We start from the raw sequence: 25,520 nt of genomic DNA, 5'->3' as shown, positions 1-25,520 counted from the left end.
CCGCTCAGACCCCAACCTGAACGTACATCCCCGTCCACCCGGCGTAACAAATATGGAGAACGGACGTTCGTAACCTCGCCTATAGGGGGCAGGCGCACCGATTCCACCCAACGTCCGCTTTCAGGCAATGCATCAGCCCCAGCAAGGACCGGTTTGGGTCACAAACCGCCGATCATGCTTGCAGTGGCAGACTTCCGCTGTGCTTTGGTAAGCTGACGACTATGTGTACTCCCCGAGCGGAGTTCTTGTGACCACAACGGCCTGGAAGGACAGCCAATGAGCATCAAAGCCGTCGTCTTCGACGCCTACGGGACGCTCTACGACATCCAATCGGTCGCGGAGATCACCGAGGATGCGTTTCCGGGCTATGGCGAGATCATCACGCAGGTCTGGCGTATCAAGCAGCTCGAATACACCTGGTTGCGCTCGCTGATGCGGCGCTACGAAGATTTTGCCACTGTTACGCGCGACTCGCTTGCCTATACACTGCGCGTGCTTGGGATCGCTTACGAGAACGACGCATTCGAGCGCGTGATCGAGAAGTATCTGCACCTCGATCTTTATCCGGATGCGACAGCAGCGCTTGCGGCCCTGAGACCGCGAAAGCTCGCCATCCTCTCCAACGGCAGTCCGGACATGCTCAATGCGCTCGTGCGCAATTCCGGCCTCGACGCCCTGCTCGATGCCACCATCAGCGTCGACCCGAAGAAGATCTTCAAGCCGAGCCCGGACGCCTATGAGCTGATCGGCGAGGTGCTGGGCATCAAACCGAACGAGGTTCTGTTCGTCTCCTCCAATCCCTGGGACGCCGCCGGCGCGAAATCGTTCGGATTGAAGGTCGCCTGGATCGAACGGGTGACGCCCGAAGCCATGGCGCTGGCTTGCGTCGAGAACGAACTCGTGGCACCGCTGACGATGTTCAAGGCGATCCGCACCCAGATGGACGAGCTCGGCTTCGCGCCGGATCACCGCATCCGCGCGCTCTCCGAGCTGCCAGGAATCGCTTAAGGGATCGCTTAGGGATCGCCGCCCGTCCATGAGCTTGGAATGAACCGTTTGGAATGAGCTGTTTGGAATGAGCCTTCAATCCGTTCGCGATTTTTTCGCCGAGAAAGCCCCCGACATTACCGTCATCGAATCCCCGATCAGCTCTGCCACGGTGACGCTGGCGGCGGAAGCCTATGGCGTCGAGCCGGGGCGCATCGCCAAGACGCTGTCCTTGCGCATCGGCGAACGCGTGATCCTGATCGTCGCTGCCGGCACCTCGCGCATGGACAACAAGAAGGTGAAAGCGCAGTTCGGGGGCAAGCCGAAAATGCTGGGACTGGAGGAGGTCGCCGAGATCACCGGCCACGAGGTCGGCGGCGTCTGTCCGTTCGGCCTGAAGTCGCCGCTGCCGATCTATTGCGACGTCTCGCTGAAAGCGTTCGACGTCGTGGTGCCGGCCGCCGGCTCGACCCACAGCGCCGTGCGCATTACCCCGGAGCGGATGGCCGAGCTGGTCGCGGCCGAATGGGTCGATGTCTGCGAACACCGATCCTAAGCGGGGCTAAAGCATGATCCGGAAAAGTGCGTAGCGGTTTTCCGAAAAGATCATGCTCAAACAACAACCTAAAGCGCGATGACGATTCATCCTAATCTCATCGCGCTTTAGTCATCCTCGTCATAATAGGGCCGCGGCGGCGCAGGCGGCGCGGTGTAACGCGGCGGGGGCGCGGCGCGGTTGCGCGGCACCGGCTGCTGCGGCTGGGCCTGGTTGTTCGACTGGAACACCGCACGGCAGCCGCTCGAGAGCTGCGGCGTGTTCTGCTGCAAGCAGGCCACGATACGGTTCACGTCGGGAATCTGATCGCTGCACAGACGCCACACATCGGGCGTGCAGGCCATCTGTTGTTCCATTGTGCCGCGATATTCCTGGGCGAATGCTGCGCTCTGCGCGACGATGCCGCCGATCGCGAGCGCCACACCCAGCGCAATCCGCTCTGTTCGCATGTCCCGATCCTTCCCGAATCCGTCAAAACCTCCTCAATCAATGAGGCGGGGGAAGGTTCTGGACCAACAACAAAATGTGAAAGCGCGCCTGGAACCTACTCCACCTTGCCGATCTTCTTCACCGCCGCGATCAGCCGCGCGCTGTCGGTCGCGACGAATTGCGCGAAGGCCGGCGCATCCTGATAGGCCACGAGACTGCCCGAGGCCTCGAACGATTTGAGCACGTCCGGACTGGTTATGACCTGCGCCATCGCCTCGCGCAGACGGGTCGCGATCGGGGCGGGCAGCGCGCTTTGCGCGAATAGGCCGGCCCAGATGTACATCTCGACGTCCGTGTAGCCGAGCTCTTGAAAGGTCGGCACGTCGGGGAAGCTCGCGATGCGCTGCGCGCCGCAATTGCCGAGCACGCGCAGCTTGCCGCCGTCGACTTGCGGCTTCAGCGTTCCGGGTGCGGCGGCGATCGCCTGCACGGTACCGCTGAGGATCGCGGTCAGCGCGGGACCTGCCCCGCGGAACGGCACGTGCAGCAGCTTGATGCCGGCACTGCTCGCGAACATCTCCATCGCCACGTGCAGCGTGCCGTAGGGCCCGGACGAGCCGTAGGTGATCTGGCCCGGTCGCTTCTTGGCGTCCTCCACGAAATCCTGCGCCGTCTTCCATGGCGCCGAGGCCGGCACCGCGAGCAGCGTGGGATCGGCGAGCACGCGCGCGATCGGCATGAACTGCGAGACCTCGTAGGAAACGGGACGCTCGAACAGCCGGTCGGCTTCGGGGAGCACTGCGAGTGAAGACAGCGTCATCAGCAGCGTGTAGCCATCGGGCTCGGCGCGCGCCGCCGCAGCATTGCCGACCGATCCGCCGCCACCGCCGGCTCTGTTGTCGACGATCACGGGCTTGCCGAGGACCCGCTCCAGCGCCTGTGCCACCGGACGCGCGGCGAGATCGGCCTGTCCGCCGGCGGGAAACGGCACGATCATGGTGATGTTGCGAACGGGATAGGTTTGAGCGAAGGCTTTGTCAGGTAACGCGGCTCGCAACAACGGCAGTGTAGCAGCGGCGCGAAGGACGTCGCGTCGATCCATGGCAGGTCCCTCCCCTCATTTTCTTTGTTCGCTAGTCAGCCTAACGTCGCGATCGGCAAGAACAAGATGTTTACGAAGCATTAGCCATGTTCGACCGAGCCCGGAACGCATGCCTGAGGCCTCCGTTGCCCTCCCAGGAGTGTGCCATGGGAAAACTCGCGACCATCGACATCGCCTTGGACGAGATGCTGGTGAATCTCGCCGCGATCGTCCTGCGACTTTCAACGCCCGAAATGACGCGGACACCGGAAGCGCGGCGCGCACTGGCACAATCCGTCCATCAATATGCGGTTTGCGCGAAGCGTTCGAGCGACCCGCGTGTTCACGAGTTGAAGTCGCAGCTGGAAGAAACGCTGAAGCCAAGCCTGCGCATTGTCGCGATCGACGGCGTGAAGGTGTCGTAGTCCAGCCGCAAAGCGAGATGCCGTAGGGTGGGCAAAGGCGTGCTCTTCGCGCGCCGTGCCCACCATCACTCGCCGAAATGCCCCGCAACGTCGCGCACATCCCCTCCCCAATCCAAGGGAAGGATGCCCTGGTCCACATAGCGATGAAAACTGCTGAGAGACCAGTCGCGCACTCGGGTGACGAGGCCGTGTTTCACGGGGTTGAAATGGATGTAATCAACGTGTCGCTCCAAGTCTGCGTCGTCGCGAATTGTGTGCTCCCAGAAACGTCGCTGCCAGATGCCCTTCTCACGCTTTCTCAGCTGGCTACTTGAAGGTAAGCCAGCCTCCAAGCCACGCGAAAATCCGCTTTTGATCAGATTCCAACGCGATGAAAAGTCGACGTCACCTTCCGGCAACGTCCAGATCGCGTGGAGGTGGTCGGGCAAGATACAAATTGCGACCGTCTCGAACGGCCTACGCTGAAAGACAGTTCGATAGATTCGCCTCAGGCGATCGGCTTGATCGACGAGCAGCGTGCTCGACCGATCTGCGAGCACAACGGTGAAGAAGAACATCCTGCCCTGTGCGCGCCGATATCGAGACACTTGTGATCACCTCAGGCAAAGCCGTGGGCACGCTTCGCTTTGCCCACCCTACGGCAGTTACATTGCGTTCGCACCCTTCTTCGGCCGCCGCTTGCACGTGCCCGGCAGCTTCGCGGCCAGGAAATCGCCGAGCGCCTCGACGCGCGCGGGACGCGGGCCGCCGGGCGGCGTCACCAGGTGCACGGCGCCTTCGGCCTGTTTCCAATCCTTCAGGATCACCTCGACCTGGCCTGACGAGATTGCCTCGCCGACGATGAACTCGGGCAACTCGGCGATGCCGAGGCCTGCGATCAGCGCCGGCATCACCGCCTCGCCATTGTTGACGCGGAGCTGGCCGCCCGGGCGCACGCTGGCCTGCTCGCCGGCCGAATTGGTGTAGTGCCAGACGTTGGGCGTCGAGAGATAGGCGTAGCTGAAGCATTTGTGCTCGGCCAGATGCATCGGATGCGTCGGCCGGCCGTACTGCCTAAGATAGGACGGCGCGGCCACGGTATAGCGTGGCATGGTGAAGAGCTGTCGTGCGATCAGCGAGGAATCCGGCAGCCGCGCGATCCGCACCGCCATGTCAAATCCTTCGCCGATCAGGTCGACGGTCGCATCGCTCAGATGCAGGTCGACCGAGACTTCCGGGTAGGCCTGAAAGAATTCCGGCAGCAGCGGCGCCACCGCCTTGATGCCGAATGTCATGGGCACGGCGAGCCGGACCAGGCCGCGCGGTGCCACCGATTGCGCCAGCGCTTCGTTCTCCGCGGCTTCGCCATCGGCCAGCAGGCGCGTCGCGCGTTCGGCGAGCTTGTGGCCGGCATCGGTCAACGCAAGCCGGCGCGAGGTACGGTTGAACAGGCGGGCGCCGAGCCGCTCCTCCAGCCGCGTGACCGCCTTGGAGACCGTCGCCTTGGACATTGCGAGTTCGCTGGCGGCCCCTGCAAACGACCGTAATTCCACGACTTTTGCGAAAACCGCGAGCGCCTCGAAATCGGGGAGTTTTGCCATGGCAGCCAATCCAATTGGATAGTTTTCGAAACAATGCGTTTCAACAGTTTCTATTTCTATACCACAGGCGGAGGCTTATCCAAGGGTCAATCGCAAATCTACGCAGTGGAGAAATCCAATGACCAAGAAGCTCTCGGGCAAGGTTGCCCTCGTCACCGGCGGCTCGCGCGGCATCGGCGCCGCTTCGGCCCGCGCGCTCGCGGAAGCAGGTGCGGACGTCGCCATCAGCTATGTCGCTTCCCCCGACAAGGCGGAAGCCGTCGTCGCCGAGTTGAAGGCCAAGGGCGTCAAGGCGCGCGCCTTTAGGGCCGATCAGGCTTCTGCCAAGGACGTGACGCAGTTGGTCCAGGACGTGGCGAAGGAGTTCGGCCATCTCGACATCCTCGTCAACAATGCCGGCGTCGCCAATGGCGGCACGATCGACGACGCCAATGCGGACACAGAAGCGCTCGCCCGCCAGGATCAGGTCAACGTGCATGGCGTGATCGCGGCGATCCGCGCCGCCTCGCAATTGATGAATGAAGGCGGCCGCATCGTCACCGTCGGCTCGATGCTGGCCGACCGCGCCTCGTTCCCCGGCCTTGCCGACTACGTCGCCACCAAGGCGGCCGTCGTCGGCTACACCAAGGGCGCGGCGCGCGACCTCGGCCCGCGCGGCATCACGGTAAACGTGGTGCAGCCGGGCTCGATCGACACCGACATGAATCCGAAGGACGGCGGCGAGTTCGCCGAGACGCAGCGCAAGCAGCACGCGCTGCAGCGCTTCGGCCGCCCCGAGGAAGTTGCCGCCGGCGTCGTCTTCCTTGCAAGCCCCGAAGCCTCCTTCGTCACCGGCACCGTGCTCAATGTCGACGGCGGGTTCGGCGCCTGATCCGAACCGCTACCCGTTCAAGTCAAGGAATTACGCAAATGATCGAACTCAGACCTTTCGCAAAGCTCGGCGTCGCCGATCACGGTTGGCTCAAGGCCAAGCATCATTTCTCTTTCGCCGGCTACTATGACCCGAACAACATGGGTCACGGCGCGCTGCGGGTGTGGAACGACGACGAGATCGCGCCGAACACCGGCTTTCCCGCCCATCCCCACGCCAACATGGAAATCATCACCTATGTGCGCGAGGGCGCGATCACCCACCAAGATAGCCTCGGCAACGAGGGGCGCACCGAGGCCGGCGACGTGCAGGTGATGAGTGCCGGCAGCGGCATCCGTCACTCCGAGTACAATCTCGAGCCGACCAGGACGCGGATCTTCCAGATCTGGATCGAGCCGACGGCACGCGGCGGCCAGCCGACCTGGGGCTCGAAACCGTTCCCCAAGGCGGACCGTTCCGGCAAGCTCATCACCATCGCGAGCGGCTTCGAAGACGATGCGGACGCGCTGCCGATCCGCGCCGATGCGCGGGTGCTCGCCACCACTCTGAAGGCCGGCGAGAGCGCGGAATACGCGCCGCAGAAGTCGCGGCACCTCTACCTCGTGCCGGCTGCGGGCTCCGTCGAGATCAACGGCGTCCGCGTCAACGCCCGCGACGGCGCCGCGATCCGCGACGAAGACAGGCTGAAGATCACCGCCCTGGAAGATTCGGAGCTCGTGCTCGTCGACGCGGCGTAACTACGCTCTCCGTCATGGCCGGGCATAGCCGTGCGAAGGACGGCGTCGCTTCCGCTCGCCTATGTCCCGGCCATCCACGCCTCTCTGCACGGAAACAAGTACGTGGATGCCCGGAACAAGCCCGGGCATGACGACCCAACATTCATTCAACATCGATCCCAACGGAGACCACCCATGACCAAAGTTCTCGTCCTCTATTACTCCGCCTATGGCCACATCGAGGCGATGGCGAAAGCCGTTGCCGAAGGCGCGCGCGAGGCCGGCGCCACTGTCGATATCAAGCGCGTGCCGGAGCTGGTGCCGGCCGAGGTCGCAAAAGCCTCCCATTACAAGCTCGATCAGGCGGCGCCCGTCGCCAAGATCGAAGACCTCACCAATTACGACGCGATCATCGTCGGCACCGGCACCCGCTTCGGCCGCATGGCCTCGCAGATGGCCAACTTCCTCGACCAGGCCGGCGGGCTCTGGGCCAAGGGCGCGCTGCACGGCAAGGTCGGCGGCGCCTTCACGTCAAGTGCGACCCAGCACGGTGGGCAGGAGACGACGCTGTTCTCGATCATCACTAACCTGCTGCATTTCGGCATGGTCGTCGTCGGCATGAACTACGGCTTCGCCGGCCAGATGAAGCTCGACGAGGTCACCGGCGGCGCGCCCTACGGCGCCACCACGATCACCGGCGGCGACGGCAGCCGCCAGCCAAGCGCCAACGAACTCGCCGGCGCGCGCTATCAGGGCCGCCAGATCGCGGAGACCGCCAGGAAACTACACGGCTGAGCTGCACGGCTGATGCGATAGCGGCGGCATTCTCGTTCGGGAATGCCGCTTCAGCGTGTCCCCTTGCCCATCGCCCGCGCCGCAAAGGCGGCGAGCCTGGGGTGACGGCGCAGGCCCTGCGCGGCATGGTCACGCCATGCATAGGGCAAACCGCGCCAGGACAGCGCGACGCTGACATCGGTCAGCGCGACCTTCTGAGCGCCGAAGCGGCGCTTGTAGTCCTGGTTGCCGATGCTGAGATCGAAACGGCGCACGCCCCGTGCATGCAGCGCCGCCATGGTGCGCTCTGTGACGAGCAGCCCCGGCGAGCAGCTCGACCATGATTCGCCGGCGTGACTGATGCGAAGCAGGTAGTAAGTCGCGCCTTGCCTGACGCCGAGCGAAGTGGCGACGACGCCGTCGTCGCAGACCAGCGCCGAGACGACGGCGTAGCCTTCCGCGACGCCTTGGCGGGCGACCTCGCGGTAGAATCGCGCATGGGTCTCGTCGTTGAGCACAAATGGCGAGCCGAGCTTTCGCATGCGCGCCTGCTGCTGCACATCCATCACGTCCAGCAGTTCATGCGCGCGGGCGACGTCCGTGGCGATTTCGAACCGCGCGCCGGCGTGACGGCTGAACACGCGCCAGCAGCGCGGCATCTGCATGCGCTTGATCAAGGCCTGGTAATCTTCATAGTCCTCGCCCATCAGCACGAGATTGCCGTTGAGCGAGGAGGATCCGATCCGGCCGAGCGACACCAGCGGATTCGGCTTGCCGCCGATTTGGGCCGGCATCTTCCTCAGGCGCAGCAGATCGAAGCCGTCGGGCAAGACGCGCAGCGCGTCGATCAATGCCTTGCCGATGGCATCGGTCGCATCCGCGTCAAGCGACAGGATCGGCGCGTTGTTGTCGGAGACGCCGAGATCGGCAAATTCGACCACACGGATGCCGCGCCTGACATGGCTGATCATCGGCACAAGTGCGATGTCCTTGCCGGTCGCAGCATCGGTAATCACGGCGATCAGCGGTGCGAGATCGTGGAACGCCTCATACCAGGCGCCGAGCCAGTAGCCGCGCTGGAACGCGGTGCGATGGCCTGCGCTCAGGCGCAGAGCAGCGAGCCGCCAGTCACGCATGAAATCGACCGCGATTCCCGGCGTGCTCGACACCCGACCTTCTGATTGCTCGACGCTGAGGAACGTCATCCGCGGGACATACGATTACTGCGTGTTTCCAGATAGATTATGTTTTGTCGCAACCACAAGTAACGTCGCTGCTTATCGTTAAGCGATGCCACTCGAGCGGCCCGCTGCGACAAGGTGTCAACGCTCAGGTTCCACCTGCCCGACACACTGGAACCTGGCCAGGAAGTGCAGGCCGGCCACGGCGAGGACGAACATGAACCAGATCGGGCTCTGTCGTTCGAGCAGGAAGGTCTCGGTTGCTCCGTAATACAGGCCGAACAGCCACACGGTCAGGAACAGCTTTGCCAGCGCGCTACTACGGTTGTGCGCCTGGGCCGACTGGAAATTGCCAAGCGGCGCGAGCACGAAGACGAGGATCACGAGCAGCAGCCCCGACAGACCGATGGTGACCGCGAGATCGAGATAGCTGTTGTGGCTGTGTGCCGCAGTCGTCGCCCATTCGGCACCTTGGGCGGTCTGCCGCTCGCTCACGTCGTCCCAGAAGGCCGCATAGCCGTGGCCGATGATCGGCTTCTCGGCGACGGCTGCGAGCGCGAATTCCCAGATGGCGGAGCGGCCGGTGAAGGTCGGATCGAGCGGAAGCAGCCGCGTCATGGCGCCGAGCGCCGGACTCAAGACGCTGCCGACCGTCAGCAGGTTCATCACGATCAGCGGCACGAAGCAGATGATCCGCTTCAGCCACAGGCTGCGCGTGACGTAGACCAGCGACGCCAGCGCGTAGATTGCGAGGCACAGCACCGAGGATGTCTTGCCGCCGGTGAAGATCAGGAAGATGCCCGCCAGCGCGGCGATCGCCGGGCCCATCACGAACGAGCCGACGGCGCAAAGGTAGATGCCGACATAGACCAGGATGGTCATCACGGGCGAGGCGACATTCTTGTGACCAAAGCTGCCGCGCCAGTCGCCGGCAAGCTGCGGCTCGGTGATGTCGAACGCGGTGTGGATCGAATATTGCGGCGCGAGGAAGACGCCGAGATAGCCCAGCATGAGCAGCGCGAGCGCGGCACCGCCGAGGCACAGGTTGAAGCTGCGCTGCGTCGGCGGCAATAGCGGCAGGAGCACGGCGAGCGACGTCACGCTCACCGCGAGCACGAAGCGCTGGAGCGAAACGCCGCGGCTCTCGGAGAAGGCGATGTTGATCAACAGCCAACCGACGAGACAGAGATGCAGCGGGGTCACCAGGGTCTTCAGCGAGAGACCGTCGGTGGCGGCGGCGAGCAGCATCGCGACCGCAGCCAAGAGGCCGAAGGAGACGTAGGTCAGCGCCATTCGTCCGCCGACGGCGGTGGCGGCATCGGGGCTGCGCAGATCCGGGAAGGGATCCAGCGTGACCAGCACCAGCAGCAGCGCCGTGACGGCGACGAGACAGCGCGCCGCCTGCACGGCGTTCAGCCCCGCGAGCCCATCGCGCAGGACGCGGCCGAACGATCGGCTCTCGACGTCAGTCATGTCAGCGGCGCTGCGATCCAAGCTGCGATTCATGGCTCAAGGCAGGTGACGAAGCCGATGGAAGGTCAAAGCGACATTCAAGGGAAGCTGAAGACCTTAACCAATCCCCGTTAACCGCCCGTCAACCAGCATGCGGGCGATGGCATCTTCTGCAACCGAGCAGCCCTGTCGCACTCCTTGCGAATTGCCACAAGCTTAATGCCGGCGGCTTAACGCTAATCCACGAAACCGGCACCACCCAGGCCTTCCGCGCAATGATTTGACCGTAATACGAGTATCATCCGCAGCGGCCGAGGTTGCGATCGTTGGCGTTGCCAGCTCAGCGGATGCGCCTGGTTAACGGATCATTAAAGACGAGCCGCAGCTTGATCACCGCCGACGACGTTCTCGAATTGCCGGCTGCCTCACGCGTGATGCCGGCGGCGCGCCCGCCGCTGCCGGTGCACCCGGGCGCGTCGGTCTCCCTCGTGATTCCCGCCAAGAATGCCGCGGCCTATATCCGTGAAACCATCGCGAGCGCGCTCGCGCAAGGCGATGTCACCGAAGTAATCGTCGTGGACGACGGCTCGACCGACGGCACCGTGGCGATCGTTCGCGCCATGCGTGATCCACGGCTGCGTCTGATACACAACGACTCCGCGGGGGTGTCGGCGGCGCGCAATCTCGGCGCACGGCAGGCGATCGGGGATTGGCTGCTCTTCCTCGATGCCGACGACCGCCTGCGTCCCGATGCAGTGGCGGCACTGCTGGCGGCAGCGCGCGGCGCTCCGCGCGCGGTTCTCGTCTATGGCGACTACAACACGATCGATAGCGAGGGACGTCAGATCGGCCGGCGCGATCTGCTGAAGGCACGCCGCAAGCCGTCCGGCGATGTGCTGACGCGGCTCGCGGCCGGCAACTTCATCGTCAATGGCGGCATCGTGCTCACCCGTGCGGAGGCCTTCCGCGCCATCGGAGGCTTCGACGTCTCCCTCAAATATTGCGAGGATTGGCATTGCTGGTGCCGTCTTGCCGCGATCGGCGAGTTCGAGTTCGCACCAAAGCTCCTGCTCGACTATCGCCTGCACACGGCCAACACGATGAACGCGGCGGTGCGGACACCGCAGGATTTCTTCCCGGCGGTCGCGCGCGTCTTCGACGACGGGCTGATCCTGGCGAGGCTGCCCGAAGGCACGGCTGGCGCGCTGCGGCGGGCCGCCGAGATTCATCTCGTCACCTATTCGGCGATGCAGGCGGTCCGCTTCGGCAGATATTGCGAAGCCTTCGCCTATCTTGGGATGGTCGGCCGGCGGTCGCTCAAATCGCTGCCGCGCTCCGCGCTCCGGGTCGCCCTCGCCCGTTTCGGCATCTAGCCCGCTACCATTGCGTCAGGACATGATCTTCGAGGCTTCATAGGGCTTCGGCTCGATGCCGAACGCCGCGAGCACGGAGCCGAGCGCGACCATCACAGGATGCATCGCGACGACGGTCCTCGACGACGTCAGCAGACTGGCCGCACGCACCAGCGACAGCGGCAACCGTCCGACCATCTGCGCAAACACCAGCATCCGCGCCGCCGCGCTCCGCGCGGCCTTGGACTGCACGCGATAATTGATCGCGCCGATGCGCAGGCCTCGTTTCGCGATCCAACCGAGACTGGTGCGGCTCTGCGGCACGGTCTCGGCGATGACCGCTTCCGCGGTCCAGTGGAATGTCATGCCGGCATCGCGGCACCGCACGAAGAAATCGCAGTCGCCGCCGCCGAGGAAATTGAAACGCAGATCGAAGGCCGGTCGCTCGAACCGCTCGAACACCGCGCGCGTGATCAGACAATTGCCGCAGCCATAGATCAGCGGCACCGCGCCGCTGTAATCATAGGCAGGACAGAAGGCGGGATGACGCGACAGCCAGGGCTGGCTGTCGTCGTCGAAGACCGGCACCACCGGCCCGCCGACCACGTCGGCGCCGGTCGCCTCCGCGGTGCGAACCATCAGTTCGAGCCAATCGGGCGAGGCGATCTCGTCGTCGTCGATCATCAGGAAGCGGGTCGCGGCGGGAAACAGCGCCTGCGCCGTCTCGAACGCGGCGTTGATCGCGTGGCAATTGCCCTGCCGCTTCTCGACGAGGCAGATGCCCTGGAGCCTGCCGCCAGCGAGATACTCCGCGGCGACCGGCGCGCTCTCGCGCCGCGCAGCATCGTTCTCGACCATGACGACCGCAAAGGAGCGGGGGGTACGCTGGCTCGCCAGCGAGTCCAGCGTCAGCCGCAGATGCTGCGGACGGCGGAAGCAGGGAATGCAGACGACGATGCCGACCGACAGGTCGATGACGCGGGAGCTCGCCACGATTTCCCGGTTGGGATCGCACACGACGTCCGCGATGTGCGTGGCGGACAGGTCTGTCGGGATCAATGTCATGACGTCTTAGATGTCCGAGATATATTGAAAAAGCCCTGCTTCGATCGCGCGGATCGCCCCCGTCCCGCGACGGCACATCGCCGCGGCACAGATGCGTCCCAAAATGAACGACGGGCGCAGGACGAATGCCGGCGACCTCCAATCATCTCGGCACAACACCATGCACTTGACCGCCTTCGCGTGTTTCTGCTGCGAAACGTCGCACGCGTGATAGTGCAATTCGCGGTCCACCGCGCCGACAACGCCTCAACATGAACAATGCCGTAGTTAACGCCCATACGCATTAACCCGACCGTAAGCACTGCGACCAGTGAGGCGGCGCGGCATCAGATTTGCTCTTCGGGCGAGCGAGTTTTTTCCTGTAAATTTGAATAGAACAAGCGCGGTCAGAAAATCATGAACAAGCCAGCGACGATCGATTTCGCGACAGCCACGGCAATCAATGTCTCCGCGGCCACTCCACCCACTCAGGCACTGCACGATCTGATCCCCGGCGAGGCCCGCGACAGCCTGCTCGCAGTTCATGACGTGCTCCGCCGCGAGCTGCCGCAGGGCGGGCTCGCCATCTATGAAGCAGGCGGCGGCTCGTGCAGCGTTCTACCGCCGGAATTGCCTGGCCGCAGCCACATCACCGTCGTCGACATCGACGAGGATCAGGTCCGCAACAATACCTACGCGGACGAGGCGATCCTCGGTGACGTTCAGACTTACCGTTTCGGGCGAGAGAGCTTCGATCTCGTGATCTGCTACAACGTGATCGAACACCTTCCCGACGTCGAATCCGCACTGTTGAATTTCCGCGATGCGCTCAAGCGCGGCGGAATGATCCTGATTGGCGCGCCCAATCCCCGCTCGCTATCGGGCGTAGTTACCAAATATTCGCCGCACTGGTTTCACGTCTGGTTCTACCGGAACATCCGCGGCATCAAGGATGCCGGCCTGCCCGGCGAGCCGCCGTTCCCGACGTTCTTCCATCCGCTGGTGACACTGCCGAGGCTCGAAGCATTCGCGGCCGCCAACGGTCTCGAGATGATCTATCGTCGTGAAGTCGAGAGCCCGCGCTATCCCGAGATGCGGCGGCGCAAGCCGCTGTTTGCGGCCGTGGTCGACGCCGGCGCCGCGGTGCTGAACGCGGTGCTGCCGCGCGGCACCGACGTCCGTCGCGGCGACTATCACGTCATCCTGCGGAAGAGCTGACCGCCATGCGCGCGCAGCGGATCGCACAACAAGCGAAGCTTCGCGGCCACGCTGCGCGCGGTAACGAACCGTTAATCTCTGGGGGACCTCCGCGTCGCGGCGACGCGCCGAAGAGCGGCATGCGCTTAAACGCTTTGTTTGCCATTTCGGTGAATAGTCCCTCAATGAGTATGGTTAATTTTCCCTGTTGCGCTGATTGGCCCCCTATATCCCGGGTGCGTGGCGTAAAGCGAAGAGTAACCCCTCAGCCCGCGGCAGTTGGAATGAAAGCTGGGGATCATGCTTGACTATAACCAGCCGATTGATCGGGCCAGACCGGAGGCCCCGCAACGGAAGCCTCAGGCCGGCTTCAGCGTGCTGGAGCTCGCCAATCTGCTCTGGCGGCGAAAGGTCGCGATAGCCGCGGCCGCCCTGCTCGGCGCGACGCTTGCGGTCACCATCGGCAAGAGCCTGACGCCCCGCTACACCGCCACCGCCCAGCTCTATGTCGACCCACGCGAGCTTCAGCTCGTCGATCGCGAGCTCACGCCGCGCGCCCAGGACGTCTCCGGCATGTCCATGGTTGTGGAGAGCCAGGCGCGCCTGATCACCTCCAATAGCGTGCTGCTCCAGGTCATTCAGCAAGCTGGTCTCGACAAGGATCCGGAATTCGGCGGCGGCGAGGGCACGAGCCTGATGTCGTCGCTGCTTGGCCTGATCGGCCTTCAGCCCCGCGCGCCCTCGGCCGCGGAAAAGAAGGAAGTCCAGCTCGCAGCGCTCGACGCGCTGAACAAGCACATCACGATCCGCAAGACCGAGAAGAGCTTCATCGTCGACATCGAGGTCTGGTCGATAGATCCAGCGAAAGCAGCGATGCTCGCCAACACGCTAACGAACGCCTACCTCGCGGAATCCCGCAACTCGCAAGCCTCGGCCGCACGGCGCGCCACCAGTGATCTCTCCAGCCGACTGAAGGAGCTGCGCGAGCGGCTGCGCAACGCCGAGACCGCGCTTGCCACCTACAAGGCCCAGAACAATTTCGTCGGCACCCAGGACGCGCTGATCAGCGACCAGCAGCTCTCCGCCAGCAACCAGCGGTTGGCCGCGGCCCGCGCGGCGACGATGGATGCGCAGGCGCGGCTCGACCAGATTGAAGCGAGCCGGCGCACGACCGCGGATGCGGGCGCGATCCCCGAGGCGCTGCAATCGCCGACCATTGCGAACCTGCGCGCGCAATATGCCGACGCCCGCAAGAAATATGCGGAGCAGGCCGGCGAGCTCGGCCCGCGCCACCCGGCGCTGCGCCAGACCGAGAAGCAGGTCGAGGATCTCAAGCGCACCATCAACGAGGAAATCGACCGCTTCGCCCAGTCCGCCAAGAACGACCTGACGCGTGCCCGCGACTTCGAAGCCTCGCTCAACCGGGCGCTGGAAGCGCAGAAGCGGCAGAGCGTCCTGCTCAGCCAGGCCGCAGTCCGCCTGCGCGAGCTCGAACGCGAGGCCGACGCCAGCCGCGACGTCTATCAATCCTTCCTCAAGCGTTCGCGCGAGACCGAGGAGCAGGAGAGCCTGAATACCTCCGCAGCCCGCGTCATCGGTGAAGCGACGGTGCCGCAGCGGCGCTCGTTCCCGCCGGCGATGAGCCTGTTCGCCATGATCGGCCTGATCTTCGGCGCGGTCGCGGCGTCAAGCTGGTTCGTTGCGGCCGAGCTCCTGTTCGCCGGTGCGGCGGCGCCGACGCCTGCCCGTCCACAGCGCACGCCGACGCCGGATGCACCGCGAGCTCCGCAGCGCGCGCGGGCTGCAGAGGCCTCGGAGGCCTCGCCGCCCCAGCAGGCTTCGCGGGCTCCGGAAGTTGCGCAAGCTCCGCCGGAACTTGCGGCACCTCCGTTACAGCCTTCGATGGTCGAGAAGCCCCTGATCGAAAAGCCGCTGATCGCACGCCTCCAGGAGGCCGACATCATTCACACGCTCGGCGCCATTCTCGCCACGGGCGGCGGCGTCGATCTCACCCGGCTGGGCTGGCCGACCCTGCGCCCCGGCTTTCCCCTGACCACGCTGCTCAATGCCTGGCGCGACATGCGCACTGCTGTAGCCCGGCGGGCCGACGGCAAGGCGATGCCGGTCATCGCGCTCGTCGGTACCGGCGAGACCACCGGGCGCAGCGTGACCGCGCTGAATTTCGCGCTGGCGGCCGCGCGCGATGGCGCCCGCGTGCTGATGATCGATGCCGATCATCAGGCACGCTCGCTCTCGAACAAACTCAACCGTCGCGGCAAGAGCGAACCGAGCCGGCTCGGCTGGCTCTCGATCGGCAGCAAGGACGCCCGCGAGATCAAGACGGTCAACGGCATCTCGGTGCTGCCGGCCGCAGAGGGCGATGCCGGCAAGGCGACTCAGGCCATCCGCAAAGCGATTGCACAGGCGCGCGCCGCGGGCGGCTATGATCTCGTGATCCTCGACGGCCCCGCGGTGCCGCTCTCGGCCGGCGGCCGCAAGCTGCTGGACGAAACCGACGCGCTGGTGGCGGTGCTGCCGACCAGCCTCGACATCAACGACAGCCTGGAAGAGATCTTGACCGCGCTCGGTCGCGCCGAGCGCAAGCTCGTCGGCGTCGTTCTCGACGAGCTCACTCCCGCAGCCCAAACGCGCCAGCGAGGCAGACAATATGCTTGAGCGCCGCGTCAACCTCGATGGACGGGCGGCAACGGCCGAGGTGCCGCGGATCACCGTCGGCGGCCTTCGCATGGCCGCGATCGACCTGGAAGAAACCGCCGATTTCATGATCGAGGCGACCGATCCTGATAATCGCATCGGCCGTCCGCTGTTCCTGACCTCGGCCAATGGCGAGGTGCTGGCGCGCTGCTCGACGGAACCGCAGACCGAACGCCTGTTCCGCGCCGCCGACCTGATCAACGCCGACGGCCAGCCGCTGGTCGCGGCTTCGAAGCTGCAATCCTGGTTTCCGCTGCCGGAGCGCGTTGCGACCACGGACCTGTTCCACGTCGTCGCGCGCAAGGCGGAAGCGGTTGGCCGCACCTTCTACATGTTCGGCGCCAGCGAGGCGGAAAACATCGCGGCGGTCGAGAACGTCCAGAAGATGTATCCGAATCTCAAGATCGTCGGGCGCAGCCACGGCTATCTGCGCGGCGAGGCGCTGCGCGCGAAGGTCGCGGAAATCAACGCGCTTGCACCGGATTATCTGTGGATCGCGCTCGGCGTGCCCAACGAGCAGGCATTCGTGGAGGAATTCACTCCGCATCTCACCAATGTTGGCGTTATCAAGACATCCGGCGGCCTGTTCAACTTTTTGTCGGGCAGTCGTTCCCGCGCGCCGCAATGGATGCAGAAGATCGGACTCGAATGGGCCTGGCGCACCTGGCTCGAGCCGCGCCGCCTGCTCTGGCGCTATTTGACCACCAACCCCCGCGCGCTCTATCTTCTCTTCAGCCGCCACCGATCCCTCCGCTAAGAGAAGAGCAGAAGACGACATGACCGACCGACCGACCGTCCTCGTCACCGGGGGCGCAGGCTATATTGGCTCGCATGCCTGCCGCGCACTGACCGCCGCCGGCTATCAGCCCGTCGTTTATGACAATCTCTCGACAGGTCATCGCAGCTTCGTTACCGGCCCACTGGTGACGGGCGATCTGCTCGACGGCACGGCGCTGGCGCGCGCCTTCGCCGATTACAACATTACGGCGGTGATGCATTTTGCGGCGGCGAGCCTGGTCGGGGAGTCGATGACCGACCCGCAGAAATATTACATCAACAACGTGCAGGGCACGCTGTCGCTGTTGCAGGCCATGCGCAACGCGAACTGCCATCGCATCGTGTTCTCCTCGACCGGCGCCGTCTACGGCAACGCCGATTCCAAGGAACTGCCGGAAGACTTTCCCTGCGCACCGATCAATCCCTACGGCGCCTCGAAGTGGATGATCGAGCGCATGCTCGCCGATTACCGCACGGCCTATGGCTTCGGCGCGTTCTGCCTGCGCTATTTCAACGCTAGCGGCGCCGACCCGGCCGGCGGCATCGGCGAATTGCGCGACAACGAAACCCATCTCATTCCGCGCGCGATGATGGCACTTCAGGGCCATGTCGAGTTCGCCGTATTCGGCGACGACTATGACACGCCCGACGGCACTGCGATCCGCGACTACATCCATGTCACCGATCTCGCCGCGGCGCATGTCGCGGCACTGAAGCTTCTGGAGCAGGGGCATGCCGGCAGCAGCTTCAATCTCGGCACCGGCTCCGGCTTCTCCGTGCGCGAGATCCTCAACGCCATCAGGCAGGAGACCGGACGCGAGGTACCGCACACCATCAAGCCGCGCCGCCCCGGCGATCCCACCTATCTGGTCGCGGATCCCTCTGCTGCGAAGAAGGTGCTCAACTTCGTGCCGCGGCACTCCGACCTGCCGACGATCATCCGCACCGCCTGGGCCTGGCACCAGAAGGCGCATCCGTTCAGGTCGCGTTAGGCAATCGCGGCACCCGTAGCTTGCCTGCCGTGCCTCGAAACGGCTAGAATAGATATTCGCTGCCGCCGTTGGCGCATCGCTGACGCCGCATATTTTCGCATTGCCGACGATGATGTCGGCTTGCATGGCTCGGCCCATTTGCGCGAGCTGATTTTTCCGAACGAAGGCCACGATCAAATCCGCCTGCCCAACTGTCATCGGGCGTGGATTGAGGGAGTATCGACCGCATGCATCAGGCTGCACGCCTGGAGTTCGAGCGCGTGATGGAAGAGTTCGCCCGCTGGCAGGTCGTGCCCGAGGGCGAGCGTTCGCCCGCGCCGGCCTGGTGGTGGGGGCCTGCGATGGCGGTGTTCGACGACAATGAGCCGATGGGTTGCGCATGGTGCGCCGAGCTCGGCTTGAACGAGGGGTCGAGCTTCGCCGAGGGCGCGCGCAGCATTCTCGCCCTGTTCGTCGAGCAGACGTCGCTGACTGGACCGCAGGAGTTTCCGAACAAGGCCGAGGGCGGAGAACACGCCGTCCGCGAGCTGCACCCGCAGCCGTCAGACGACAGCGCGTTTCAGCCGTAACGCTGCGGCCTCCTCGGCGGCCGGATCCCGCTCAGGCTGGAGCGGTGGCGCCACGGGCAGAACCATCGGCCGCAGCAGTTCGGCCATCTGTCGCGCCGGCAGCGGCTTGGCGATCAGATAGCCCTGCATCTCGTCGCAGCCATGGGTGCGCAGGAACGCCTCCTGCTCGGCATTCTCGACGCCTTCGGCGACGACAGTCATGCCGAGCGCCTTGCCCATGCTGATGATCGCCTGGGCGATCGCCTGATCTTCCGAATCCAGCGGCAGGTCGCGCACGAAGGAGCGGTCGATCTTGATGGTGTCGATCGGGAAGTGCTTCATCAGCGACATCGACGAATAGCCGGTACCGAAATCGTCGATGGCGAGGCGAATGCCGCGGCTCTGGATGGCATCGAGCACCTTGAGCGCACGCCCGACATTGCGCATCATCATGCTCTCGGTGACCTCCAGCTGGAGCAGCACCGGCGACATGCCGCTGGCAGCGAGCGCCTCGTCGACGTCCTGCAACAGATGCTCGTCGGCGAACTGGCGCGGCGACAGGTTGACCGCCATCGACAGCGGCAGCAGGCCGCGGCGCTGCCAGGCCATGGCTTGCGCGCAGGCTTCATTCAGCACCCAGCGGCCGATCGGCACGATCAGCCCGGTCTCCTCCGCAAGTGGAATGAATTGCGCCGGCGAGACATTGCCGAGATCGGGATGCGTCCAGCGCAGCAGCGCTTCCACGCCGGTGATCTGGCCGGTCTCCATATCCACCTTGGGCTGGTAGTTGAGCGAAAATTGCTCGCGCTCCAGCGCGCGGCGCAGCGCGCTCTCCAGCGACAGGCGTTCGATCGACTGCGTCTTCACTTCCTTGGAGAAGAAGCGATAGCCGTTCTTGCCGTCTTCCTTGGCGAGATACATCGCCATGTCGGCGTTCTTGGTCAGCGTCTGCGCGTCGGAGCCGTTGGCCGGATACATCGCGATGCCGATCGAGGCCGTGGTATGGCACTCGTGGCCGGCCAGCTCCGTGGGCTCGGCAAGCGCGGCGAGCAGTCCGCTGGCGATGCGCTGGACGTCGTCGATCTCGCCGCACTGGTCGAGGATCACCACGAACTCGTCGCCGCCGAGCCGCGCCACCACGTCGCTTGCCCGCAGCGCGCCGCGCAAGCGATTCGCCACTTCGAGCAGGAGCAGGTCGCCGGCCTCGTGACCCAGCGAGTCGTTGATGACCTTGAAGCGGTCGAGATCGATGAACAGCACCGCAAAACGGTGATCGTGACGCTGCGCCGCGTCGATCGCGTTGCGCAGCAGTCCGTTGAATGTCTCGCGGTTCGGCAGGTCCGTCAGGCTGTCATGCGAGGCGAGGTATTCGATCCGCTCGTCGGCCTTGTTCTTTTCGTCGGCGCGATCGAAATTCTCCATCGCGAAAGCGACGTTGTCGGCGAGGCGCTGCAACAGCTCGACGAACTCGGCCGTGAACGTGTCCTTTTCGGTCGACATGTAGATCATGACACCGACGGCCAGGTCGTGAACGATGAGCGGGATCGCCGCGCCCGAGCGCGCTCCGTCGCCACGAACGATGGCGTGGAAGGCGCTCACGCGCTGGTCGTTGAGATAGTCGTTACTGATGCAGGGCTGCCGGGTTCGGAACGCTGTGCCGGCCATGCCCCGGCCTTCGGGGCGCTCGGGATCGACCGAGAGGCGGACATTGCGCGTGGTGTCGGACGACGGTCCGGCGCTGGCGACGATCTTGAGCTGGTCGCTGTCGGCGCTGGCGAGCGCAATGGTCGTCGAGGTGAACTTGGCGCCGTTCGATGCGGCGAGGCACACGAGGTCGAACAATTCGGCGCGCGATTTCGCCCGCATGATCGCCTCGTTGGTCGCGCTCAGCGCCGCGAACATGCGGGTCAGACGCTCCTTCTGCGCCTCGGTGCGCGCCTTTTCCTCGGCGCGATCGAAATTGTCGAGCGCGAAGGAGACGTTTTCGGCAAGGCGAGCCAGCAGCTCGACCAGATCGGGCGTGAATGTGTCCTCCTCTGGCGCAAGGAACAGCAGGATGCCGATCGGCTCCTGGCCGGCGCGCAGAAGCGGGAAACTGGCAGCAGCGCGGGTCCCGTCCTCGACTGCCTTGGAGTGCCAATGTGCCGAGCGCGGGTCGTTCATATAGTCGTTGATGACACTGGGCCGGCACGTCCGCAGCGAGGTTCCGATGATCCCCTGGCCCTCGGGATGATCTTGGGAAATCGCGCAGGTGCGCCCGACCATTCGCTCCTGAAGCCGCCCCTTCACGGCGACGACCTGGACCAGCTCACGTGTCTCGTCGATGATTCCAATCGTCGCCGAGGCGAACATTCCGCCCAGCACGGCCGCCTGACATGCGACGTCGAACAGCTCCTCGCGGGTCTCGGCGCGCATGATGGCTTCGTTGGTGGCGCTCAACGCCGCGAACATGCCGCTCAGCCGGTCTCGCTGCTTGTCGGCCTTCGCCTTCTCCTCGGCGCGGTCGAGATTTGCGATCGCAAATGACACATTGCGGGCGAGCCGTTCCAGCAGTTCGACCAATTCCGGCGTGAACGTGCCGATCTCGAGGGAATTGAACAGGAACACACCCTCGGCGCGTTCGCCATTGAGCAACGGCAGCGCAGCGGAGGACTTGACGCCGGTGCGGCGGGCACTGTCGTGCCAGGGCTTGAGGCGCCCGTCGGCGAACAGGTCGTTGGTGAGGCACGGCTGCCCGGTGCGGAAGCACGTGCCGGTCAGGCCTCTTCCCTCCGGCAACTTGTCGGTCGTGGCGAATTTGAGTCTGCGTACTTCATCGGAGTTCGGCCCTGCAGAGGCGACGACCCGCAGCAGCTCGGAGGCAGGATCGGCGAGCGCGATCGTCGCCGAGCCGAACTTGCCGCCCTGTACCGAAGCGTCGCATACGAGATCGAACAGCTCGGCGCGCGATGCGGCCCGAATGATCGCTTCATTGGTGGCGCTCAGCGCAGCGTACATGCGCGCAAGCCGCTCCTCCTCGCGCGCGATCTGCGCCTTCTCCTCGTCGCGATCGAAGTTCTCGAGCGCAAAGCACACGTTCTCGGTCATGCGCAGCAACAGCGCGACGATGCCCTCGTCCTTCGCCCAGGACTTGCTGACGAAGAAGAACATCACGCCGACGCTGGTTCCGCGCTTGATCAGTGGCGCGGCGACGCAGGCGACCGCGCCGGCATTGATGTTGGCTCGCTCCCAGGTCGTTCCCTTGGTGCGACCGACGAGATCGTCTTCGACCGTCGCCTTCTGCGTCCGGAAGACTTTGCCGGAGATGCCCCGACCGTGAGGATTGTCGGGATCGACCGAGTAGCGCGCCTGCCTGATCAGGTCGAGATTTTGGCCGGTTGCGGCCACCGGCGTCAGCCAGTGCGAATTTTGCTCGCGCAGCAGCACGAAAGTCGCCAGCGATTTGCCGCCATGCACTGCTGCGTCGCAGACCCGCTGATACAAGTCCAATTCGGTGCCGGCTTTGAGGATTGCTTCGTTCGTCGCGCTCAGCGCCCCAAACATGCGATTGAGCCGCCGCGTCGCCGCCTCGCTGTCCCGGCGTGCCCCTTCTCGCTCGAAATTCTCGATCGCATAGGAGATATTGGCCGACATGCGCTCGAACAGCGACACCATCTGCTCGTTCAGCGAGCCGGCTTCGCGGCGGGTCACGAAGAGGACGCCGACGCTGTTGCCGTTGCAGAGTAGCGGCAGCGCCGCGGCAGCGCCGATATGGGCTTTGGCCGCCCCCTCGCGCCACGCCAGCGAACGCGGGTCGTTCAGATAGTCGTTGCTGATGCACAGCTTCTGATCGCGAAATGCCTCGCCACCGACGCCGGATCCTTCGGGCGTGCCTGCTTCCGTCGTGATCATGATCGAGCGCAGCCGCGCAACGTCGTCGCCGCAACCGGCCGCAAAATGCAGCCGCCGGCAATCTGGTCCGACCAGGAATACGGCGACGGCCAAAAAGTCCCCGCTCGAAAACCCGGCGTCGCAGACCTTCTGGTACAGCTCGTCCGGCGATTTCGCGTAGAGGATCGCTTCGTTGATGGCGCTCAACGCCGCAAAGGTGCGCGCGAGTGTCGTCGGCACGATCTCAGCTCCCAGGCATTTCTGCCCATTTCTCCCGGGTGACTTTATGAATGCCGATCGCCTAAGTGGTCGTTATTGCGCGCTGCAAACCGTCGATCAAAGTGAATGAGCTGCGAACGACCGGCGCCAAACTATCAAAAATACCGCCGCACGGGATGAATCTTCGACCAAAGGCACGCTCTCTTTACGAATTTGCAGCCCTGTATTGGTTTACGGGAGATTGATATCGCAGCGGCGCTTTGAGACGATGGCACCCAACAAGCAGCCTGCTAAGGGCACCAAGCCGAGGGAATGCCATGCCGATCGTCAGGGCCGATCGCCTCACGCGCATCAGCGCCGCGCTGCTCCGTGCCGCCGGAGCGTCCGAGGAAGAGGCCGACGCAGTCGCCACCGGCTGCGTCAGCGCCAATCTCGCCGGCCATGACTCGCACGGCGTGATCGCCGTTCCCACCTACATCGACCGCATCGAGGCCGGACACATCGTGCCCGGCGCCAAATGGACCATTGTCCAGGAATCGCCGACCACGACCGTGATCGACGGCCATTGGGGATTCGGCTTCCACGTCAATGCAAAGGCGATGGCACTGACCATCGAGAAGGCGAGGACGGCGAACGTCGCCGCCTGCACCGTGTTCCGGCAAAGCCATGTCGGCCGCCTTGCCGCCTATCCGTTGATGGCGATGCGCGAAGGCATGATCGGGATTGCGACCGCGGATTCCGGGCGCTCGCCGAAGCACGTCGCCCCGTTTGGAAGCGCGGCTCGGCACCAACCCGATCTCGATCGCGGTGCCGTCCGACCTCGACGCGCCGTTCTATCTGGACATGGCGACCTCGGCGGTGGCGGCCGGCAAGGTCCAGCTCGCCGTCGCCCGCAGCGAGGAGATTCCGACGGGATGGATCATCGATGCCGAGGGGCGGCACACCACCGATCCGACCCAATACCGCAAGGGCGGCGCGCTGCTGCCGCTCGGCGGCACCGAGGGCTACAAGGGCAGCGGTCTTGCTGCCATGGTCGAGGTGCTATGCGGCCTGCTCACCGGTCTCGGATTCGGCGTCGAGCCGACGGGGCGACACAATGACGGATGCTTCATGGCGGTGTTCAACGTCGCGGCCTTCCGTCCGCTGCAGGAGTTCAAGCGTGAAGTCGCCGAGTTTGCACGCTACCTCAAATCAACGCCTAAGTCCGAGGGCAGCAGGGGCGTGTTCTATCCCGGCGAGATCGAGGGCCTGCGCGAGCAGCAACGCCTGCGCGACGGCATTGAGATCGAGGATGCCACCTGGGAGAAGCTGCGCGCGCTGGCGCGCGAGTACAGGCTCGACACCGTCCTCGATCTGGCCTGACGGCATCAGGAGAACAGCAGCATGACGCGGCAGATGGTACTGGTCGGCTTCCTCCAGGCGCAGAACTGCACGAACTTGCCGAGTTCCTGGCGGCATCCGGACTCGCGCAACGATTCCATGTCGGCGGATTACTATCAGGAGATCGCGAAAATCCTCGAGGCGGGCAAATTCCACATGGCGTTCTTCGACGATCGCCTGGCGATGCCGGACCGCTACGGCAACGACCATGCCCACACCGTCGAATACGGCATCCGCTGCGTGAAGATGGACCCGCTGATCGTGCTGACCACGATGGGCATGGTCACCGAGAAGCTCGGCCTTGGCGCGACCTGCTCCACCACTTACTACGAGCCGTTCGACGTCGCGCGCCGCTTCGCAACGCTCGACCTGATGTCCGGCGGGCGCGCGGGCTGGAACGTCGTCACCTCGCTCAACGACGGCGAGGCGCTCAATATGGGGCGCGACTCCCACCCGGAACATGATTCCCGCTACGACCGCGCCGACGAGTTCATGGAGGTCGTGCTCGGCCATTGGGACACCTGGGAGGACGGCGCGCTCATCATGGACAAGCAAAGCGGCCGCTTTGCCGATCCGGCCAAGGTGAAGCGGCTCGATCACAAGGGGCCGGCCTTCAAGTCGCGCGGACCTTTCACCGTGCCGCGCTCCGACCAGGGCCATCCCGTGATCATCCAGGCCGGCGCGTCCGGCCGCGGCCAGCGTTTCGCGGGGCGATGGGGCGAGGTGATCTTCACCGCCGCGCGCAACCTTGCCGCCGCCAAGGAAGGCTATGCTTCTGTGCGCAACGAAGCTGCCAAGGCTGGCCGCGATCCCGACCAGATGTTCCTCTGCAACCTGACGACGCCGGTCTGCGCGGCGACCAGGGCGGAGGCCGAAGACAAGATGGCGCTGATCAACAAGCTGCCGCTCGAGATCGACGCGCTGTCGCTGCTGGCCGAAGCGCTCAACTATGACTTCGCCTCCAATGATCTCGACGAGCCGCTGACGACGGAAGAACTGAAGAGCATGCAGGGCATCTTGGGCATTCGCGACGGCGTGCTGAAGAATTCGGGCAAGAGCAACCCGAGCGCGCGTGACTTCGTCACCTTCTCCGGCCGCGGCCAGGTCCAGGACGCAATGGTGGGTGGGCCCAAGGAGATCGTGGACAAGCTGGAGGAGATGTTCGTCGAGCGCGGCTGCGACGGTTTTGTCATTGCCGCGACTTACGTGCCCGGCTCCTACGCGGACTTCGTGCAACACGTCGTACCGGAATTGCAGCGGCGCGGGCTGTTCCAGAAGGAGTATCGCGGCAAGACGTTGCGGGACAATCTCGGGCTGAAGCGGCCGGCCGCAGGCGCCTGGAAGACACAGCCTCGCGATGCCGCGGAATAATGA

Annotated in this window: 21 protein-coding genes and 1 pseudogene; 14 read left to right on the top strand and 8 right to left on the bottom strand. The window is 64.6% G+C overall.

Annotation, left to right across the window (positions count from 1 at the left end; translation table 11 throughout):
- Nucleotides 1-276 precede the first annotated feature (276 nt).
- Both CWO91_RS09650 and CWO91_RS09645 read left to right on the top strand, forming a co-directional pair.
- Entirely contained in the window at nt 277-1,008 is a 732-nt protein-coding gene (locus tag CWO91_RS09650; protein ID WP_130213257.1) for a haloacid dehalogenase type II, read from the top strand.
- A 67-nt stretch (nt 1,009-1,075) separates the two neighbouring features.
- Nucleotides 1,076-1,543: a YbaK/EbsC family protein gene (locus CWO91_RS09645; RefSeq protein ID WP_130213256.1), complete on the top strand. Its 468-nt coding sequence runs from the start codon at nt 1,076-1,078 to the stop codon at nt 1,541-1,543.
- A 107-nt stretch (nt 1,544-1,650) separates the two neighbouring features.
- Here the strand turns inward: CWO91_RS09645 and CWO91_RS09640 are convergent, their stop codons facing one another.
- Both CWO91_RS09640 and CWO91_RS09635 read right to left on the bottom strand, forming a co-directional pair.
- Complete coding sequence (locus CWO91_RS09640) at nt 1,651-1,992, bottom strand: hypothetical protein (protein WP_130213255.1); 342 nt, start codon at nt 1,990-1,992, stop codon at nt 1,651-1,653.
- Nucleotides 1,993-2,087: 95 nt separating this feature from the next.
- Complete coding sequence (locus tag CWO91_RS09635) at nt 2,088-3,074, bottom strand: Bug family tripartite tricarboxylate transporter substrate binding protein (protein WP_130213254.1); 987 nt, start codon at nt 3,072-3,074, stop codon at nt 2,088-2,090.
- 146 nt (nt 3,075-3,220) lie between these two features.
- Here CWO91_RS09635 and CWO91_RS09630 point away from each other — a divergent pair, with 146 nt between their 5' ends.
- Nucleotides 3,221-3,478: a hypothetical protein gene (locus CWO91_RS09630; protein WP_130213253.1), complete on the top strand. Its 258-nt coding sequence runs from the start codon at nt 3,221-3,223 to the stop codon at nt 3,476-3,478.
- 65 nt (nt 3,479-3,543) lie between these two features.
- Here CWO91_RS09630 and CWO91_RS09625 read toward each other — a convergent pair whose 3' ends face one another.
- Entirely contained in the window at nt 3,544-4,065 is a 522-nt protein-coding gene (locus CWO91_RS09625) for an REP-associated tyrosine transposase (RefSeq protein WP_208753004.1), read from the bottom strand.
- 57 nt (nt 4,066-4,122) lie between these two features.
- A complete protein-coding gene (locus CWO91_RS09620; protein ID WP_130213251.1) occupies nt 4,123-5,058 on the bottom strand; it encodes a LysR family transcriptional regulator in 936 nt (311 codons plus the stop codon).
- 118 nt (nt 5,059-5,176) lie between these two features.
- Between CWO91_RS09620 and CWO91_RS09615 the strand changes: the two genes are divergently transcribed.
- From CWO91_RS09615 to wrbA, 3 genes are all read left to right on the top strand, one after another.
- Nucleotides 5,177-5,929, top strand: coding sequence for an SDR family NAD(P)-dependent oxidoreductase (locus CWO91_RS09615; RefSeq protein ID WP_130213250.1), 753 nt, complete (start codon nt 5,177-5,179; stop codon nt 5,927-5,929).
- Nucleotides 5,930-5,967: 38 nt separating this feature from the next.
- Nucleotides 5,968-6,666 carry a pirin family protein gene (locus tag CWO91_RS09610; RefSeq protein WP_130213249.1) on the top strand — a complete coding sequence of 233 codons (699 nt, stop codon included), beginning with the start codon at nt 5,968-5,970 and terminating at the stop codon, nt 6,664-6,666.
- A 174-nt stretch (nt 6,667-6,840) separates the two neighbouring features.
- On the top strand, nt 6,841-7,440 hold the full coding sequence (gene wrbA, locus CWO91_RS09605; RefSeq protein WP_130213248.1) for an NAD(P)H:quinone oxidoreductase: 600 nt from the start codon (nt 6,841-6,843) through the stop codon (nt 7,438-7,440).
- A gap of 50 nt (nt 7,441-7,490) precedes the next feature.
- Here the strand turns inward: wrbA and CWO91_RS42825 are convergent, their stop codons facing one another.
- Both CWO91_RS42825 and CWO91_RS09595 read right to left on the bottom strand, forming a co-directional pair.
- A complete protein-coding gene (locus CWO91_RS42825) occupies nt 7,491-8,624 on the bottom strand; it encodes a GNAT family N-acetyltransferase (protein ID WP_165405329.1) in 1,134 nt (377 codons plus the stop codon).
- A gap of 117 nt (nt 8,625-8,741) precedes the next feature.
- Nucleotides 8,742-10,094 (bottom strand): O-antigen ligase family protein, encoded by a 1,353-nt coding sequence (locus CWO91_RS09595; RefSeq protein ID WP_130213247.1) that lies wholly within the window; start codon nt 10,092-10,094, stop codon nt 8,742-8,744.
- A gap of 344 nt (nt 10,095-10,438) precedes the next feature.
- Here CWO91_RS09595 and CWO91_RS09590 point away from each other — a divergent pair, with 344 nt between their 5' ends.
- Nucleotides 10,439-11,425, top strand: a complete 987-nt coding sequence (locus CWO91_RS09590; RefSeq protein WP_165405328.1) for a glycosyltransferase — start codon at nt 10,439-10,441, stop codon at nt 11,423-11,425.
- Nucleotides 11,426-11,440: 15 nt separating this feature from the next.
- On the opposite strand, the gene CWO91_RS09585 is transcribed toward CWO91_RS09590, so the two are convergent.
- Nucleotides 11,441-12,469, bottom strand: a complete 1,029-nt coding sequence (locus tag CWO91_RS09585; RefSeq protein WP_130213246.1) for a glycosyltransferase family 2 protein — start codon at nt 12,467-12,469, stop codon at nt 11,441-11,443.
- Between the two features lie 396 nt (nt 12,470-12,865).
- On the opposite strand from CWO91_RS09585, the gene CWO91_RS09580 reads away from it, so the two are divergent.
- The 5 genes from CWO91_RS09580 to CWO91_RS09560 all read left to right on the top strand — a co-directional run bounded on the left by CWO91_RS09580 (nt 12,866) and on the right by CWO91_RS09560 (nt 18,698).
- Entirely contained in the window at nt 12,866-13,666 is an 801-nt protein-coding gene (locus CWO91_RS09580; RefSeq protein WP_130213245.1) for a class I SAM-dependent methyltransferase, read from the top strand.
- Nucleotides 13,667-13,945: 279 nt separating this feature from the next.
- Nucleotides 13,946-16,321 (top strand): exopolysaccharide transport family protein, encoded by a 2,376-nt coding sequence (locus tag CWO91_RS09575; protein ID WP_130213244.1) that lies wholly within the window; start codon nt 13,946-13,948, stop codon nt 16,319-16,321.
- Entirely contained in the window at nt 16,314-17,117 is an 804-nt protein-coding gene (locus CWO91_RS09570) for a WecB/TagA/CpsF family glycosyltransferase (protein WP_130213243.1), read from the top strand. The genes CWO91_RS09575 and CWO91_RS09570 overlap by 8 nt, the downstream gene beginning before the upstream one ends.
- A 19-nt stretch (nt 17,118-17,136) precedes the next feature.
- Nucleotides 17,137-18,129: a UDP-glucose 4-epimerase GalE gene (gene galE, locus CWO91_RS09565; RefSeq protein WP_130213242.1), complete on the top strand. Its 993-nt coding sequence runs from the start codon at nt 17,137-17,139 to the stop codon at nt 18,127-18,129.
- 227 nt (nt 18,130-18,356) lie between these two features.
- Entirely contained in the window at nt 18,357-18,698 is a 342-nt protein-coding gene (locus tag CWO91_RS09560; RefSeq protein ID WP_130213241.1) for a hypothetical protein, read from the top strand.
- Here the strand turns inward: CWO91_RS09560 and CWO91_RS09555 are convergent.
- Nucleotides 18,672-22,787 (bottom strand): bifunctional diguanylate cyclase/phosphodiesterase, encoded by a 4,116-nt coding sequence (locus tag CWO91_RS09555; protein WP_130213240.1) that lies wholly within the window; start codon nt 22,785-22,787, stop codon nt 18,672-18,674. The two genes, CWO91_RS09560 and CWO91_RS09555, sit on opposite strands and share 27 nt — an antisense overlap.
- 296 nt (nt 22,788-23,083) lie before the next feature.
- Between CWO91_RS09555 and CWO91_RS45220 the strand changes: the two are divergent.
- Nucleotides 23,084-24,128, top strand: a pseudogene (locus tag CWO91_RS45220) (Ldh family oxidoreductase).
- A gap of 21 nt (nt 24,129-24,149) precedes the next feature.
- Complete coding sequence (locus tag CWO91_RS09545) at nt 24,150-25,517, top strand: LLM class flavin-dependent oxidoreductase (RefSeq protein WP_130213239.1); 1,368 nt, start codon at nt 24,150-24,152, stop codon at nt 25,515-25,517.
- Nucleotides 25,518-25,520: the final 3 nt, after the last annotated feature.

It is taken from the genome of Bradyrhizobium genosp. SA-3 (assembly GCF_004212635.1).
GTDB lineage: Bacteria > Pseudomonadota > Alphaproteobacteria > Rhizobiales > Xanthobacteraceae > Bradyrhizobium.
This window is presented reverse-complemented; position numbering and strand designations above follow the sequence as displayed.